The 14,669-nt window shown below is 34.6% G+C and carries 16 protein-coding genes; 10 read left to right on the top strand and 6 right to left on the bottom strand.

The window, feature by feature from the left end:
* The 3 genes from ACO05K_RS15930 to ACO05K_RS15920 form a co-directional block, all read right to left on the bottom strand.
* A complete protein-coding gene (locus ACO05K_RS15930; RefSeq protein ID WP_421945418.1) occupies positions 1–750 on the bottom strand; it encodes a shikimate dehydrogenase family protein in 750 nt (249 codons plus the stop codon).
* 121 nt (positions 751–871) lie between these two features.
* Positions 872–1,639 carry a phosphosulfolactate synthase gene (locus ACO05K_RS15925; RefSeq protein WP_421945417.1) on the bottom strand — a complete coding sequence of 256 codons (768 nt, stop codon included), beginning with the start codon at positions 1,637–1,639 and terminating at the stop codon, positions 872–874.
* 60 nt (positions 1,640–1,699) lie between these two features.
* Positions 1,700–3,103, bottom strand: a complete 1,404-nt coding sequence (locus ACO05K_RS15920; RefSeq protein ID WP_421945416.1) for a tetratricopeptide repeat protein — start codon at positions 3,101–3,103, stop codon at positions 1,700–1,702.
* Between the two features lie 249 nt (positions 3,104–3,352).
* Here ACO05K_RS15920 and ACO05K_RS15915 point away from each other — a divergent pair, with 249 nt between their 5' ends.
* The 3 genes from ACO05K_RS15915 (at position 3,353) to ACO05K_RS15905 (ending at position 6,250) form a co-directional block, all read left to right on the top strand.
* Entirely contained in the window at positions 3,353–3,898 is a 546-nt protein-coding gene (locus ACO05K_RS15915; RefSeq protein WP_421945415.1) for a hypothetical protein, read from the top strand.
* Positions 3,899–3,925: 27 nt separating this feature from the next.
* Positions 3,926–5,467, top strand: a complete 1,542-nt coding sequence (locus ACO05K_RS15910) for an aldehyde dehydrogenase family protein (protein ID WP_421945414.1) — start codon at positions 3,926–3,928, stop codon at positions 5,465–5,467.
* Between the two features lie 66 nt (positions 5,468–5,533).
* On the top strand, positions 5,534–6,250 hold the full coding sequence (locus ACO05K_RS15905) for a 3-ketoacyl-ACP reductase (RefSeq protein WP_421945413.1): 717 nt from the start codon (positions 5,534–5,536) through the stop codon (positions 6,248–6,250).
* 73 nt (positions 6,251–6,323) lie between these two features.
* Here the strand turns inward: ACO05K_RS15905 and ACO05K_RS15900 are convergent, their stop codons facing one another.
* Complete coding sequence (locus tag ACO05K_RS15900; RefSeq protein WP_421945412.1) at positions 6,324–6,962, bottom strand: GIN domain-containing protein; 639 nt, start codon at positions 6,960–6,962, stop codon at positions 6,324–6,326.
* A gap of 303 nt (positions 6,963–7,265) precedes the next feature.
* Here ACO05K_RS15900 and ACO05K_RS15895 point away from each other — a divergent pair, with 303 nt between their 5' ends.
* Genes ACO05K_RS15895 through ACO05K_RS15885 form a run of 3 tightly spaced genes read left to right on the top strand, consistent with a single transcriptional unit; the run spans position 7,266 to position 11,465 of the window.
* Positions 7,266–10,064 carry an outer membrane beta-barrel family protein gene (locus tag ACO05K_RS15895; RefSeq protein ID WP_421945411.1) on the top strand — a complete coding sequence of 933 codons (2,799 nt, stop codon included), beginning with the start codon at positions 7,266–7,268 and terminating at the stop codon, positions 10,062–10,064.
* A 5-nt stretch (positions 10,065–10,069) separates the two neighbouring features.
* Positions 10,070–10,852: a GLPGLI family protein gene (locus ACO05K_RS15890; RefSeq protein WP_421945410.1), complete on the top strand. Its 783-nt coding sequence runs from the start codon at positions 10,070–10,072 to the stop codon at positions 10,850–10,852.
* A gap of 43 nt (positions 10,853–10,895) precedes the next feature.
* The gene (locus ACO05K_RS15885; RefSeq protein ID WP_421945409.1) at positions 10,896–11,465 is read left to right on the top strand and encodes a Crp/Fnr family transcriptional regulator; all 570 of its coding nucleotides are present in this window, start codon (positions 10,896–10,898) and stop codon (positions 11,463–11,465) included.
* On the opposite strand, the gene fcl is transcribed toward ACO05K_RS15885, so the two are convergent.
* Complete coding sequence (fcl, locus tag ACO05K_RS15880; protein WP_421945408.1) at positions 11,466–12,392, bottom strand: GDP-L-fucose synthase; 927 nt, start codon at positions 12,390–12,392, stop codon at positions 11,466–11,468.
* Positions 12,393–12,508: 116 nt separating this feature from the next.
* On the opposite strand from fcl, the gene trmB reads away from it, so the two are divergent.
* Together trmB and ACO05K_RS15870 are read left to right on the top strand one after the other, a co-directional pair.
* Positions 12,509–13,159, top strand: a complete 651-nt coding sequence (gene trmB, locus ACO05K_RS15875) for a tRNA (guanosine(46)-N7)-methyltransferase TrmB (RefSeq protein ID WP_421945407.1) — start codon at positions 12,509–12,511, stop codon at positions 13,157–13,159.
* Positions 13,159–13,488: an MGMT family protein gene (locus tag ACO05K_RS15870; protein WP_421945406.1), complete on the top strand. Its 330-nt coding sequence runs from the start codon at positions 13,159–13,161 to the stop codon at positions 13,486–13,488. Before trmB ends, ACO05K_RS15870 begins: the two co-directional genes overlap by 1 nt.
* On the opposite strand, the gene ACO05K_RS15865 is transcribed toward ACO05K_RS15870, so the two are convergent.
* The gene (locus ACO05K_RS15865) at positions 13,481–13,840 is read right to left on the bottom strand and encodes a hypothetical protein (protein ID WP_421945405.1); all 360 of its coding nucleotides are present in this window, start codon (positions 13,838–13,840) and stop codon (positions 13,481–13,483) included. The genes ACO05K_RS15870 and ACO05K_RS15865 overlap by 8 nt on opposite strands.
* Positions 13,841–13,897: 57 nt before the next feature.
* Here ACO05K_RS15865 and ACO05K_RS15860 point away from each other — a divergent pair, with 57 nt between their 5' ends.
* Both ACO05K_RS15860 and ACO05K_RS15855 read left to right on the top strand, forming a co-directional pair.
* Entirely contained in the window at positions 13,898–14,251 is a 354-nt protein-coding gene (locus ACO05K_RS15860) for a carboxymuconolactone decarboxylase family protein (RefSeq protein WP_421945404.1), read from the top strand.
* A gap of 55 nt (positions 14,252–14,306) precedes the next feature.
* Complete coding sequence (locus tag ACO05K_RS15855) at positions 14,307–14,669, top strand: four helix bundle protein (RefSeq protein ID WP_421945403.1); 363 nt, start codon at positions 14,307–14,309, stop codon at positions 14,667–14,669.

Below are 14,669 nucleotides of genomic sequence, written 5' to 3'. Positions count from 1 at the left end.
TTAACCCAGATTATTCCATATAAACCAAGCTTGTTCTGCTTGTTTGTAAAGCATTTCCAATCCGTTCTTTATACTCGCACCTTGCTGTGCCGCTTTTGCTAAAAATGTTGTCTCCAACGGATTATACACTAAATCGTAAGCCAAATGCTCATCCGTTAAAACTTCATAATCAATATCGGGGCAACCATCATAATTTGGCGACATACCCAACGGAGTCGTGTTGATTAACAGTTTATGAGATTTTAATAGAGCTGTGGTAATATCGGTGTAAAGGATTGCGCCAGCAACTGGTTTTCTTACAACAGTTTTGTATTCAATATTCAATTTATCCAATACATATTTTACGGCCTTTGCTGCGCCACCATCTCCAAATATTAAAGCTTGGGTATGTTGTGGTTTTAGTAAAGGTGTCAGCGATTCTTCAAAACCAAATGCATCTGTATTGTATCCTTTTAGCTGTTTTTCTCCATTTACAGTTTTAACAGAAATACAATTTACAGCGCCAATAATCTTTGCAGCTTCATCAATTTCATTAAGTAATGGCAATACCGAAACTTTATGAGGAATCGTAACATTTAATCCGCAAATGGTGGCATCATTTTCCAATAATGCCGGTACAGATGAAATATGCTCAATTGGGAAAAGCTCATATTGATGATTTTCAATATGCTCATTCAAAAATTTTTCAGTAAAATATTTTTTTGAAAAGGAATGTGAAAGCGGATAACCGATTAAACCGTAGGTTTTCATTTTTATATACGTTTGGGCAATGCGTTAAGATACAGAATTGCTTTTAGGCAACAAAATAAAGGCTTTAGCTGGTTTAGCTAAAGCCATCAATATGTTTAAATATCACTAATTATTGAGAAAACTATTTTCCTAAATTAAGAAAGTGGTCAAAAGTATCGCCTCTTAATCCTAATCTAATTGTTTCTAATGGAATAACCTCAGCTGGTGCAATATTGCCAAGATTAACATTACTACCAATTAATTTAATAAACCATACTTGTTGCTCTTTTTGAGGAGCTTCCCAAATAATGGTTTCTTCAGGTATTTGTGTTAAAATTTCATCAACTAAGCCTTCTCTTACTTCTCCGCTACCACGATAAATACCTACATTTCCACCTTCTCGAGCTTCAGCGATAACTTTCCAAGAACCTGCAGCAATTTCTGCCTGCATCAATTTAATCCATTTATATGGAGCAAATATTTTAGCAGCATCTTTACTTCCAACTTCAGAAATTACAGTTACCTGTTTAGCAAGTTCGCTAATGTAACCGCACTTTAAGTCATGCTCAATTTCTATGGAACCATCAGAAACTTCTGCATATTCCATTCCGTATTGATCTAAAACACGTTGATAATCTGCAAACTGATTTCTGATGATAAAAGCTTCGAATAATGTACCCCCAAAATAAGTAGGAATACCTGCACTTTTATATAACGCCAATTTTTCTTTAAGCTTTGGAGTAACATGAGAGGTAGCCCAGCCTAATTTTACGATATCTGTATGTACGCCCGCAACATCTAGAAAATCTTCTACCTGACGTAGGCTTAATCCCTTATCCATAACCATTGTTATGCCTTTTTGGCGTGGTTTTTCCGGACGTTCGGGAACGTTTAATAATGGGTAATTCATATGTGTACAAAAGTGGAAAAAAAATTGAGATTTATATGTCAAAATTTTCTCACACTCTTTTTACCTGATGTAACGGTTAATAACATTTATAATTGCACTATTATCTTGCAATTGTGGCAAGTATTCGAATAAGATATAGTGCTTTTCTGGGTCGGTTGTTAATGCGGTTTCTAAATAACCCAAAGCATCAGCATAATGGCCAAGCGCAAACAAGTAAGCAACCATTCTATAATACAACTCTGCCGCTTCCGGATTATTTTTTATCGCCTCAGCCATCGTTTCCGAAGCTTCTAAAAGTTTTCCTTGCTCGTATAAAACCGTACTGAAATCTAACCAGGCTTCAATATCCAAAGGGTTGTATTCTAAAACCTTTTCGTAAGCATCAATAGATTCATCAATTTGATTTAATTTATAATAAGCATCGGCCATTGCAAACCAGAAATCAGAATTTTCACCTTCTAAATCAATCGCTTTTTTATAAAAATGTAGCGATTCGAAATAACGTTCTTCATGGTTTAATGTAACCCCGATTCCAAACCAGGCATCAGCCATTTTTGGGTCCATTTTTACCGATTTTTTATAGTAAGAACGAGCCTCATCCATTTTTTCGAGCTTTTCATAACATTCGCCTATCGCACAATAAGTATCCGCATTTGGTTGCTCGTATTCGAAAGTTTGTTTGTAAACATCAATGGCTTCATCATATTTATCAAGCTGAACTAAAGCATTCCCCTTGTTAAAATAAGCCGAACTGAAATCCTCTTTGATTAAAATCGCATAATCATAAGCATCAATTGCTTTTTCAAACAGATTTAATTTATGGAAACTGTTTCCCAAGTTATACCAAGCGGCATAAGAATATGGGTCGGTATCAATATATTGCTGATAAAACTTTATGCTTTCTTCTTGCTTATCTAAAACATCGTAACAAAAGGCAAGTTCGTACAAGCCGTCTTGATTTTCCATGTTTTGCTCTAAACTTAGTTTAATGTAAACGATGGCATTTTCATAATCAGACATGCTTTGGTAAACATAAGCCATCTGCAAAAGTATTTCATCGGTACTTTCTGCCAAACCTAAAGCTTTTTCATAATTCTCTAAAGCTTCGGCATAACGTTCGGTATTTTGATAAATGTTTCCTCGAAGCAGATAAATATCAGGTTCTGATGATTCTAAAAGTTCGGCTTTTTGCAAAGCCACAAAAGCACTATCGTAATTGTTAGTTAAGATGTATAAATGTGCTTGTTTAATTAAAAATACTGTTGCGTAAGGATGCTGACTAATGGCGTAATCTACCACCTGCAAAGCCTTAACCGGATCGTTTTTCTCGATGTAAAAATCTACGATGTATTCAAATGCGCCTGCATCAAAGAAATATTGGTCCTTATTGCGGATCATTTCTTCGTAACGTTCAACCGAACGTTGTGCATCTTCGTTGGATTCAAAAAAGAATTCTTCTTCCATATATTAAACTATTAAAGAACCGTGCCAATAAGCAGATAAACACATTATAAGTTTACAATATTTACATATTAACTGTAAAAATAATTATCAACATTGTTTAAGTTGGCGACCGTAAATCATTGAAAATAAATGATATTGGTTGTTTTGATGTGTGTGAATTATCAATAACTTTTTTCTGCTTCGCGGTTCCTTTTCCCTTCTTTCACAAAAATAGCATAAATTTATTTAATTAACGGTAACGCATAAGTCATGAAAAAAGTAACCTTTTTAGCTGTAATATGTATGCTTTTTGCTAACATTTTGTGGGCACAAAGTGATGAAGAAAATGCAATTAAGCAGAGTGTTAACAATCTTTTTATAGGAATGAGAACTGGTGATAGTACCTTAGCTTCATCGGCCTTTGCTAAAGAAAGTATACTGCAAACAATTGTTAGTAAAGACGGTAAAAATATTGTTAAAACAGAATCTGTTTCGGGGTTTTCAAAGATGATAGGTACACCGCGTAATCAAAAGTATGATGAGCATATTGTGTTCTCAAAAATTTTAATCGACGGGCCTTTGGCTTCTATTTGGACAGATTATAAATTTTATATTGGTGAAAACCATCAAGAGCAATCCACTAGTAAAAACAAAAAAAATGCTCTTGATAGCTCCATTACAGATAAAAGACAAACAGAAATCCAATGGAAATTTAGCCATTGTGGAGTGAACTCTTTCCAAATGGTTAAGGGAGATAAGGGCTGGCAAATTATTCATATTATTGATACGCGAAGAAAAGAAAATTGTAAACCATAGATTTAAAAATATAATAAACAACAAAAAATGAGCGCAGATATTAAATCAATTTTAAATAAACTTGGTATAGAAAATATTAACCCTGCATTTAGTACGGGTAACAATTGGGGAGGTTCAGCTAATAAAGAGAGCATAGATAGTTTTTCTCCTGTAGATGGTGAAAAAATAGCATCAGTTAAGGTTGCTACCGAAAGCGATTATGAAACGATTATTGATAAAGCACAAGAAGCCTTTGTATATTGGAGAACAGTTCCATCACCTAAACGAGGCGAAATTGTACGCCAGTTTGGCGATGCTTTACGTCAAAATAAAGAAGCTTTAGGAACATTAGTTTCTTACGAAATGGGCAAAAGTTTGCAAGAAGGTTTGGGTGAAGTTCAGGAAATGATTGATATCTGCGATTTTGCAGTAGGTTTATCGCGTCAGCTTTATGGATTAACCATGCATAGCGAACGCCCAAATCATAGAATGTACGAACAGTGGCATCCGTTAGGAATTGTAGGTATCATTTCTGCTTTCAACTTTCCAGTTGCAGTTTGGAGTTGGAATGCTGCGCTTGCATGGGTTTGTGGAAATGTCTGTGTTTGGAAACCATCAGAAAAAACACCACTTACCGGAATTGCCTGCCAGAAAATTATTGCAGAGATTTTAAAAGCGAATGATATCCCGGAAGGTGTATCGAGCTTGATTATTGGCGATAGAGTTATTGGGGAATTATTAACGAACGATGGTCGTGTGCCGTTAATTTCTGCAACCGGTTCTACTAGAATGGGAAAAGCAGTTGGTGCAACTGTTGGTGCTCGTTTAGGTAAGAGCTTGCTAGAACTTGGCGGAAATAACGCCATTATAATATCTGAACATGCTGATTTAGATATGAGTTTAATAGGTGCAGTTTTTGGAGCTGTGGGTACTGCGGGGCAAAGATGTACATCAACCAGGAGATTAATTATTCACGAAAGTGTTTATGATACTTTTGTAGCTAAACTGGTAAAAGCTTACGGACAGCTAAGAATTGGCGATCCGTTGGATCAAAATAATCACGTTGGACCACTGATAGATAAAGACGCTGTAAATGCTTATCTCGATTCGATAGAAAAATGTAAAGCTGAAGGTGGTAATTTCGTGGTAGAAGGTGGCGTTTTGGAAGGAGAGAAGTACGCAAGTGGATGCTATGTTAAGCCATGTATTGCAGAAGTTAAAAACGAATTTAAAATTGTTCAGCATGAAACTTTTGCGCCAATTTTATACTTGGTTAAGTACAAAAATCTTGATGAAGCCATCGCTTTGCAAAACGGCGTTCCACAAGGTTTATCTTCAGCAATTATGACGCTTAATTTGAGGGAAGCAGAACAGTTTCTGTCTTACCAAGGTTCTGATTGCGGGATTGCCAATGTAAATATCGGTACTTCTGGAGCTGAAATTGGTGGAGCTTTTGGTGGCGAGAAAGAAACTGGCGGTGGTAGAGAAAGCGGCTCTGATGCGTGGAGAGCATACATGCGCAGACAAACAAATACCATCAATTATTCAAATACCTTGCCGCTGGCTCAAGGAATAAAATTCGATTTGTAAAGAAAAAAATCTGTCGGTTTGAGGATGGAATTAATTCGCCTTAAATCGACAGAATAAAAATTAATAATGGAGAATATATCAGGAAAAAATGCGCTGATTACTGGGGCAGGAAAAGGAATAGGCAAAGCGATAGCAATTGCATTGGCTAAAGAAGGTGTTAATGTTGCGTTGCTCGCCCGTACACAAAGTGATTTAGATAAACTTGCAGAAGAATTAGCAGGTTACAATGTAAAAATTAGTACCGTTACTGCCGATGTTAGTAATATAGAATCGGTTAATAATGCAGTTGCAAAAGTTCAATCTGATTTAGGTTTTATAGATATTTTGATAAATAATGCCGGTATTGGAAAGTTTGCAAAATTTTTAGAAATGGAACCAGAATCCTGGGAAGAAATTATAAAAATAAACTTGCTTGGGCCGTATTATGTTACAAGAGCAGTTGTGCCAGAAATGATTGAAAAGCAAACCGGAGACATCATTAATATCTCTAGTTCTTCGGCATTAAACCCGGCGGCAGTAACCAGTGCATATTCAGCATCAAAGGCTGGTTTAATTGCATTGTCAACTTCGCTAATGCAAGAAATGAGAAAACACAATATTCGTGTAACTTCTTTAACGCCAAGCACAACGGCAACAGATATGGCAATCGAGTTAAAACTTACCGATGGAAATCCAGACAAAGTAATGCAACCTGAAGATTTAGCAGAACTTATCGTTTCTCAATTAAAATTAAGCAGAAGAGTATTTGTTAAGGATGCAGGGCTTTGGTCAACAAATCCTTAAAAAACAAAACATCGGCAGGAATCGCTCCGGCCGATGTTATCATTAACTAAAACTAAACTATATATGTAGATTATTAGAAAAGTTTTTCTAATAAGTCGATTTTTAAATCTTCGTAACGACTTAAGTTACTTGCGTAAACTGCTTTTGGCGCAATGCTGATGTTAGTATTTGTTGAGGCAAATTCGTTCATTTTTAATTTTGCTTCGTTACCTAAAACTGCAGTATGCATTTCTGTAGTGCCTTCTAAATTTAGGCTTGTTCCATCGTTTACAGTAGTAAATAAATTCACTGTATTTGCATTTATAGTCGCTGATGCTTTATCTTTTAAGATAACCTCAAGGTTTAATAAATTAAATTTTCCTGAAGTTGCAATGCTAGAAGTGTTTGATGCTTCTACCGAAGTAATGTTGTTCACATGTGCAATTACTGTTAAAGCTTCTTTAGAGAATGAACTGATGCGAAGAACCGAACCTTGTTGTTGTACTAATGCATTGTTTGCGTAGTATTTATCAAAAACTTCAATACTTTCTTTACTGTCTTGAATCAGAATTAATTTAACATTACCGCTAACAGCGATTTTATTGATGTTTTTAACCTGGTTTATAGTAGTATAACTACTGTTTAATTCTGTTGCATTTGCTACAAGTGTTGCGCTGCTTAAAGTAACCATAACTAAAGCTGCTGCGAATAAGTTTTTAATAGAATTTTTCATGACCTGAATATTTTAAGTTTTATAAATCTGTTTTTTAATCTCCAAATTTTTAGGAGGTTTTGAATATAAGACGACAACATTTCAGAAACGTTTCACAAGATTTAGCAGTAATATACCATTGTATGTAATTTATAGACGAACGGGCATTTTATCTATACCAAAAAAACATCAAGCTTTCTTGGTGTTCAGATAAATCGTTTTAAGTAGAAGTTATTTCTATATAACATTTTTGTTAAAAAATGTTAACACGTATTTAAACTAAAATATTAGTTTTATATTAGTCGGGAAAACCAAATCTCATCTATGAAAAGAATGCTACTCGTTGTATGCTTTCTGTTTCTGATCTTTTGTAATGCAAAAGCTCAAAATCAGCATACTATTAAGGGCCGTGTTATTGATACGGCCGCAACATCAATACTGGGCGGAACCTCAGTTTCAGTTTTAAATGCAAAGGACTCAACTTTGGTAAAATTTACCCGAGCTGCGGATAATGGTTCATTTGAACTTCCAAACATCAGAAATGGAAAATACATCCTTTTAGTATCCTATCCTAAATACGCTGATTTTGTCGATCACTTTGTGCTCGATTCTACAAAGAAAGATGTTGATTACGGAAAAATTAACTTAACAGGAAAAGCACAACTTCTTGCCGATGTAATTATTAAAGGAAACCGTTCTGCCATCAAAATTAAAGGCGATACTACTGAATTTGATCCGCAAGCTTATAATATTGAGCCAAATTCAAAAGTAGAGGATTTAATTAAGCAGTTTCCGGGAATAGAGGTTGATAAGGATGGAAAAATAACCGCTCAAGGCCAAAAAAATGTTAAGGTTTTAGTAGATGGCGAAGAGTTTTTTGGAGATGACCCAACTTTGGTAACCAAAAACATCCGTGCAGATATGGTTGATAAAGTTCAGCTATATGATAAAAAGAGCGACCAGGCTACTTTTACAGGTATTGATGATGGTGAAAAAACCAAAACGCTAAACATTAAACTTAAAGAAAACGCTAAGAACGGTTACTTCGGAAAAGCCATAGCCGGTGTTGGTACTGATGATTTCTATCAAGGGCAACTAATGTTTAACAAATTTGCAGGCAAGAAAAAGTTCTCGGCTTACGGCATATTAGGTAACAACGGTAGAGTTGGTTTAGGTTGGGAAGACAGCCAGAAACTTGGCACGCAAGGTGGGGGTACTGTGAGCGATGATGGTGGAATATATTTTACCAGCAGTGGAGATGAGTTTGAAGGTTGGGGTGGCCAGTATAATGGTCAAGGTATTCCGGTTGCCAGAACTGGTGGTTTGCACTTCGATAACAAATGGAACAGTGATAAAGAAACCTTAAACACAAACTACAAAATTGGTTCGTTAAGGGTTTTTGGTGATAGAAATACAATTAGTCAGAATAACTTATCTACAGGTATAATTAACAACACATCTACACAAAATTATGATAACGATGTTTTCAGACAGAAGCTTGATGCGATGTATGAAATTAAGTTGGATACAACCCTAACCTTAAAAATTAATGTTGATGGTACACTGAAAAATAGCGATACTTTTCAGGATTATTCAACTTTGAGCACCCGCGGGAATAATAGTTTGTTGAATACAAGTTCGAGGGTTTTAACAAACGATGCTGAAGACAAAATATTTAACATCAATGCCTTCTTAACAAAGAAATTAAAGAAAAAAGGTCGTACGTTATCGCTTAATTTAAGTCAATCGGTTACAGACAATAAAACTGATGGTTATTTAAACTCTGCAAATAGTTTTTACAACCTGAATGGTGTTTTAGATAGCATTACAAATGTTAATCAGTACAAGGTAAATAGCATTAAAAACAATGTATTCAAATCAAATTTGGCTTATACAGAACCGCTTTCAAAAACATTAACGGTTGTGTTAAATTATGGTTTAACCTTGTCTAACGGTCGTTCGGATAGAAAATCTTTTAACCAATCTCTTCCTGGTAGATACGATGTTCTCGATACAGAATTTAGTAACGATTATCAGTTAGATCAAATTATTAATTCTGGAGGTGCAATTTTTAACTATAAAAAAGGTAAGAGTGTTTTAAATGTTGGTTCTAAATTTAGTGGTGTAAACTTTAAACAAGAAGATTTATACAATCAAGTACGTTACGACAGGAAATTTGTTAACTACATGCCACAGGCGATGTATCAATATAATTTTTCTCAGCAGAAATCTTTCCGTATAAATTATAATGGTAATACACAACAACCAAACTTAGAGCAGATTCAGCCAATTAGAGTAAATACCGATCCACTAAATATTACTTTAGGAAATCCGGATTTAAGGCCATCTTTCAGAAGTAGCTTAAATGCTAGTTACAATTCTTACAAGGTTTTGAGCAGTCAATCTATTTACATTAGTGGATATTATAGTTTTACAAACAATCCAATTGTTAGCAATGTAATTACTGACGCTGCTGGTAAAAGTACTTTCCAGGCCGTAAATATTTCTGATAAAATGCCATCTAATTTTAGCGTTTACTCAAGTATCGGCAGAAAAATTTTGGGTACAAATATGGGTGTTGGTTTCAATATGAATGGAAATACATCTTATAACTTTATTAATAGTGTATTGAACCAAACTCAAAATATGACCTATTCACCTCAAATTAATGTTAACAGATACAAAGACGGTAAATATAATTTTTATGCTTATTTCGGTCCTCAGTACACTACGACTGTGGCTTCAGTTCAGCAAGCATTTAACAGTAATGGATGGGGTGCTCAAGGTTATTTCTCAGGTTCTGTTCAATTGCCTGGTAAGTTTGAAATTACATCAGATGGTGAATATACTTACCGTGGAAAAACACAGGCCTTTAACGAATCATTTAAACAGTTTTTATGGAATGCGACAGTATCCAAAAAATTCTTCAAGGCGCAGAATTTAAAAACATCAATTCAAGGATTCGATTTGTTAAACCAGAACCAAGGATTTAGCCGTTCAGCAGCAAATGGTAACATTACACAGAGCAGTTACAGAACCATTAGAAGATATTTTATGTTCACAGTAAGCTGGGATTTTACTAAAATGGGCGGTGGCGCAGCTACTCCAGCTCCTCAAAATTAATAGCCATGAAAACAATATTAAAACTTACGATAATTTTAACTGCAGTTTTTATCTGTAATAACTGCATTGCACAAAATGTACACTTCGTTAAAAGTGGTGTTATAGAGTATGAGAAACGCTCGAACATGTATGCCCTAATAAAAAAGCGAATCAACACTAGAAACGAAAGTTATATGACTCAATCTTTTGAGAATTATAAAAAGAATTTTCCTCAATTTAAATCGGCCAAAAGCACATTAAAATTTAATAGCGAAAAAGGCTTGTATAAATTTAACGACGAAGCTGCGCCAACGTCAAATAATTGGTTAAATAATAATCCCATTGCTGATTTAAAAAATATTATTGGTACCGATTTTAATTCTGGCACTAATACCATTCAAAAAAGTGTTTACGAGGCAACATATTTAGTAAAAGATACTATTCGTAAAATAAACTGGAAAATAACAGATGAAACCCGAGAAATTGCTGGATACGAATGTCGCAGAGCGAATGCAATTATAATGGATTCAGTTTACGTTGTGGCTTACTATGCCAACCAAATTGCGGTTTCTGGTGGTCCCGAATCTTTCGCAGGTTTACCTGGGATGATTTTAGGATTAGCACTTCCACACGAGAACATAACATGGTTCGCTACCAAAGTAACCGAAGTTACTGTTCCAGAAAAGGAACTTTTGCCACCTACTAAAGGTAAACCGGTAGATAATGCAGGGTTAAAAAAGGTTTTAATGGCTGCAATGAAAGATTGGGGAGAGTGGGCACAACCAGATTTAAAAGCCTTTTCGCTGTAAGCTTTTAATTATGCTAATTTAGCATGATCATATTAAGCAATAAATGTACAGCCAAATATTAACGCACATAAATAAATTTATCGATTTGAGTAGTGATGAACAGGAAATCCTAACATCATTACTCAAGCCGATAACGATAAAAAAGAAAGCATTTTTATTAGAGGAAGGGCAAATTTGTAAAGCCAATTATTTTGTTGTTAAAGGCTGTTTGCGTTTATACTTTATCGATATAAAAGGTGCTGAACAAACTACCCAGTTTGCTATCGAAAATTGGTGGATTACTGATTTATCAAGTTTCTTATTTCAAAAATCATCCGAATTTTATATTCAAGCGGCAGAAAACACAGAGGTTATTGCAATCGAATATCGTAACTATGATGAATTGTTTAAGCAATTGCCTAAGCTAGAAAGGTATTTCAGGCTCATCCTACAAAAAACACATCAGGCATCGCAAATGCGAATAAAGTTTATGTATAGCCAAACCGCTGAAGAACGATATAATCACTTTAATAGATTATTTCCAGAATTTGTACAGCGTGTACCACAATATATGCTGGCCTCATATTTAGGCTTTACACCAGAATTTCTGAGTAAAATAAGGGCTAAGAAATAATTAGTATCTGCTTAGAAAATCCTGATAAGCTAAAGTAATTCCTTCGCGAAGCTCAATTTTATGTTTCCAGCCTAATCCATGCAATTTGCTTACATCCATTAATTTTCGAGGTGTACCATCGGGTTTGCTGGCATCAAAAACGAGTTCTCCATCGTATTGCAAAACATCCTTAATTAACAAGGCTAAGTCTTTTATCGTCAAATCGTGCCCAACACCAATGTTTATAAGTGTAGACTCATTGTAATTCTCCATTAAGAAATAACAAGCATCTGCCAAATCATCAGCAAATAAAAACTCACGCATGGGCGAACCCGAACCCCAAACCACAACTTGCTTTTCGTTGTTGATTTTAGCTTCGTGTACTTTGCGTATTAACGCAGGCAGAACATGTGAATTTTGTGGGTGGTAATTATCATTGTAGCCGTACAAATTGGTTGGCATTACCGAGATAAAATTACAGCCATATTGGTCGCGGTAGGCATCACACATTTTAATTCCGGCAATTTTTGCAATGGCATAAGGCTCATTAGTTTCTTCTAAAGTTCCGGTTAAAAGGTAAGTTTCTTTTAAAGGTTGAGGAGCCATTTTTGGGTAAATACAACTCGAACCTAAAAACATTAATTTTTTAACGTTGTTGAGATATGCACTGTGGATTACATTATTTTGAATGGCTAAGTTTTCGAAAAGAAAATCAGCACGATAAGTATTGTTTGCAACAATTCCGCCTACTTTTGCGGCTGCTAAAAACACATAATCAGGCTTTTCGGCAGCAAAAAAATCTAAAACTGCTTGTTGATTTCGAAGATCTAATTCATCAGATGTTCTGGTTAACAGATTTGTATAACCTTCTTTTTGCAATTTGCGGTATATCGCCGAACCTACCATTCCACGGTGACCTGCTATGTAAATTTTTGCTGATTTTTTCAATGTTGAATTTTAAAAATACATGCGAAAATACAACACATTAGCCAAATACATGTTAAGATTATTTGGAAAAAAAATTCCGTTAAATGATTTAATTGTATTTTTGACGAAAAAAACTCTTGGGTAAAGATAAACTTAGAAGGTTTGCAGAGATTGAAACATTTGCAAACGTACTGCAATTAGATGAGGGAAAGCCTTTAAAAGGAAATTGGGCTAGTAAACATTTTAATAATGATAATCCAATTGTGCTAGAACTGGCATGTGGAAAAGGTGAATATTCTGTAAATCTTGCAAAATTATTTCCGGATAAAAATTTTATTGGTGTTGATTATAAAGGTAATAGGATTTGGAGAGGTGCTAAAACCGCAATTGAAGAAGGTATTAACAATGTTTCCTTCTTAAGAATTCAAATTGAAAACTTGCTGGATTATTTTGAAGCCGGAGAAATTGACGAAATATGGATTACATTTCCCGATCCTCAACCACAAATTAGTCGCGAAAAGAAACGCTTAACTTTTCCCGGCTTTTTGAATAAATACAAAATCATTTTAAAAGATGGTGGCCGCGTAAATTTAAAAACAGATAACGACCAATTGTATCTTTACACAAATGAAAAAGTAGAGGAATTAAAATTACCAATACATAAAAATACCGATCATTTATATACATCAGAATTTGCAGACGAAGTTCTTTCGATAAAAACTTATTACGAGAAAAAATATCTGCTTCACGATAAAAACATTAATTACATACAGTTTTCGTTTGAGTAATGGATATTAATTTTTACGAGCAGGTTTATGAAGTAGCAAGGCTGATTCCAAAAGGCAGAGTTACTTCTTACGGTGCCATTGCAAAAAGTTTGGGTGCAGCTAAATCATCACGAATGGTTGGGCATGCAATGGCTTATGCAGGTATGGCGCATCCTAAAGTTCCGGCGCATCGGGTTGTAAACAGCAGCGGCTTGTTAACCGGTAAATTTCATTTTAGTTCGCCAGAATTAATGAAGGAATTGCTTGCTAAAGAAGGAGTTGAAGTGAAAAATGATAAAGTGGTAAATTTCAAAAAAGTGTTTTGGAACCCTCTAGAAGAAATTATATAATCGTTTTAGTAGTGTTTTTATAGTCTGTTAACACGAAAACAATTAATATTAGCAAGCCTAAGCAAGCGAAATAAATTTCATCAATTATATTGCCTTTAAAAACGGTGAAGGCCAAAATAACCAGAACAATACTCACTACAAATTCAATTATACCATGAAGTTTTATTGGGATAATTTTGAATATTCCGCCGCTAAACCTGGTTAAAATGGTGAGTAGAAAATGAACACCTCCTAAAATATAAGTTAGTAATGTTGCGGAATCAGATAAGTCAAATAAATCTGATGAAATCAGCAAAAACATAACCATTATATAATCTATAACCGCATGAAATTTTGGAGAGATGATTTTCATAATTTTGTGTTTAATGTTTAACAATTAATAGAAGAAAAAGATTTAACAATTTCAACCATGGGTAAATTAGTAGAAGAGTTTAACGGCTATCGCGAAAAAATGAACGATAGAATTATGGATACTGCAAACACGAACATCAAAAGATTTTTTGCTTTAGATACAACAAGTTACGCCGATGGTGCTTTAGATGTTAAAACCAAAGAAATGTTGGGCTTAGTGGCTTCAATGGTTTTGCGTTGTGATGACTGTATAAAGTATCATTTAGGGAAATGCTACGATGCAGGCGTAAACAGTGATGAGATGAACGAGATTTTTATGATAGCGAATTTAGTTGGCGGAAGTATTGTTATTCCACATTACAGAAGGGCTGTTGAGTATTGGGATGAACTTTTAGTTAGTCAAAAGTCTTAAGTCAAAAGTCATGAGTCTGTGACCTAAAATCTTATATTCGTTTAAAATATTTCGCATGGGAAAGTTCAGAGAATTGATTGTATATAAGAAAGGGTTTTCTTTATTAATGGAAATTCATAATATAACAAAAGATTTTCCGAAAATAGAACAATATAGTTTGGTTGATCAGATTCGAAGGTCTTCAAGATCTATTTGTAGTAGTATCGGAGAAGCATATAAAAAGAGAAAGTATCCAAACCATTTTATCAGCAAACTAACTGATGCAGATATGGAAAACGGTGAAACGCAAGTTTGGTTAGATGTAGCACTTGCCTGCGCATATATTTCAAATGATGCCTATAACATGCTAGATGCTAAGTGTGAAGAAATAAGCAAATTATTAAACTTCATGATTAATAACCCAGCTAAATTCGCGTAA

The sequence above is a fragment of the Pedobacter sp. genome (assembly GCF_965227205.1).
In the GTDB taxonomy this organism is placed as follows: Bacteria; Bacteroidota; Bacteroidia; order Sphingobacteriales; family Sphingobacteriaceae; genus Pedobacter.
The sequence above is the reverse complement of the archived record's forward strand: the minus strand, read 5'-3'. Positions and strand labels throughout refer to the sequence as shown.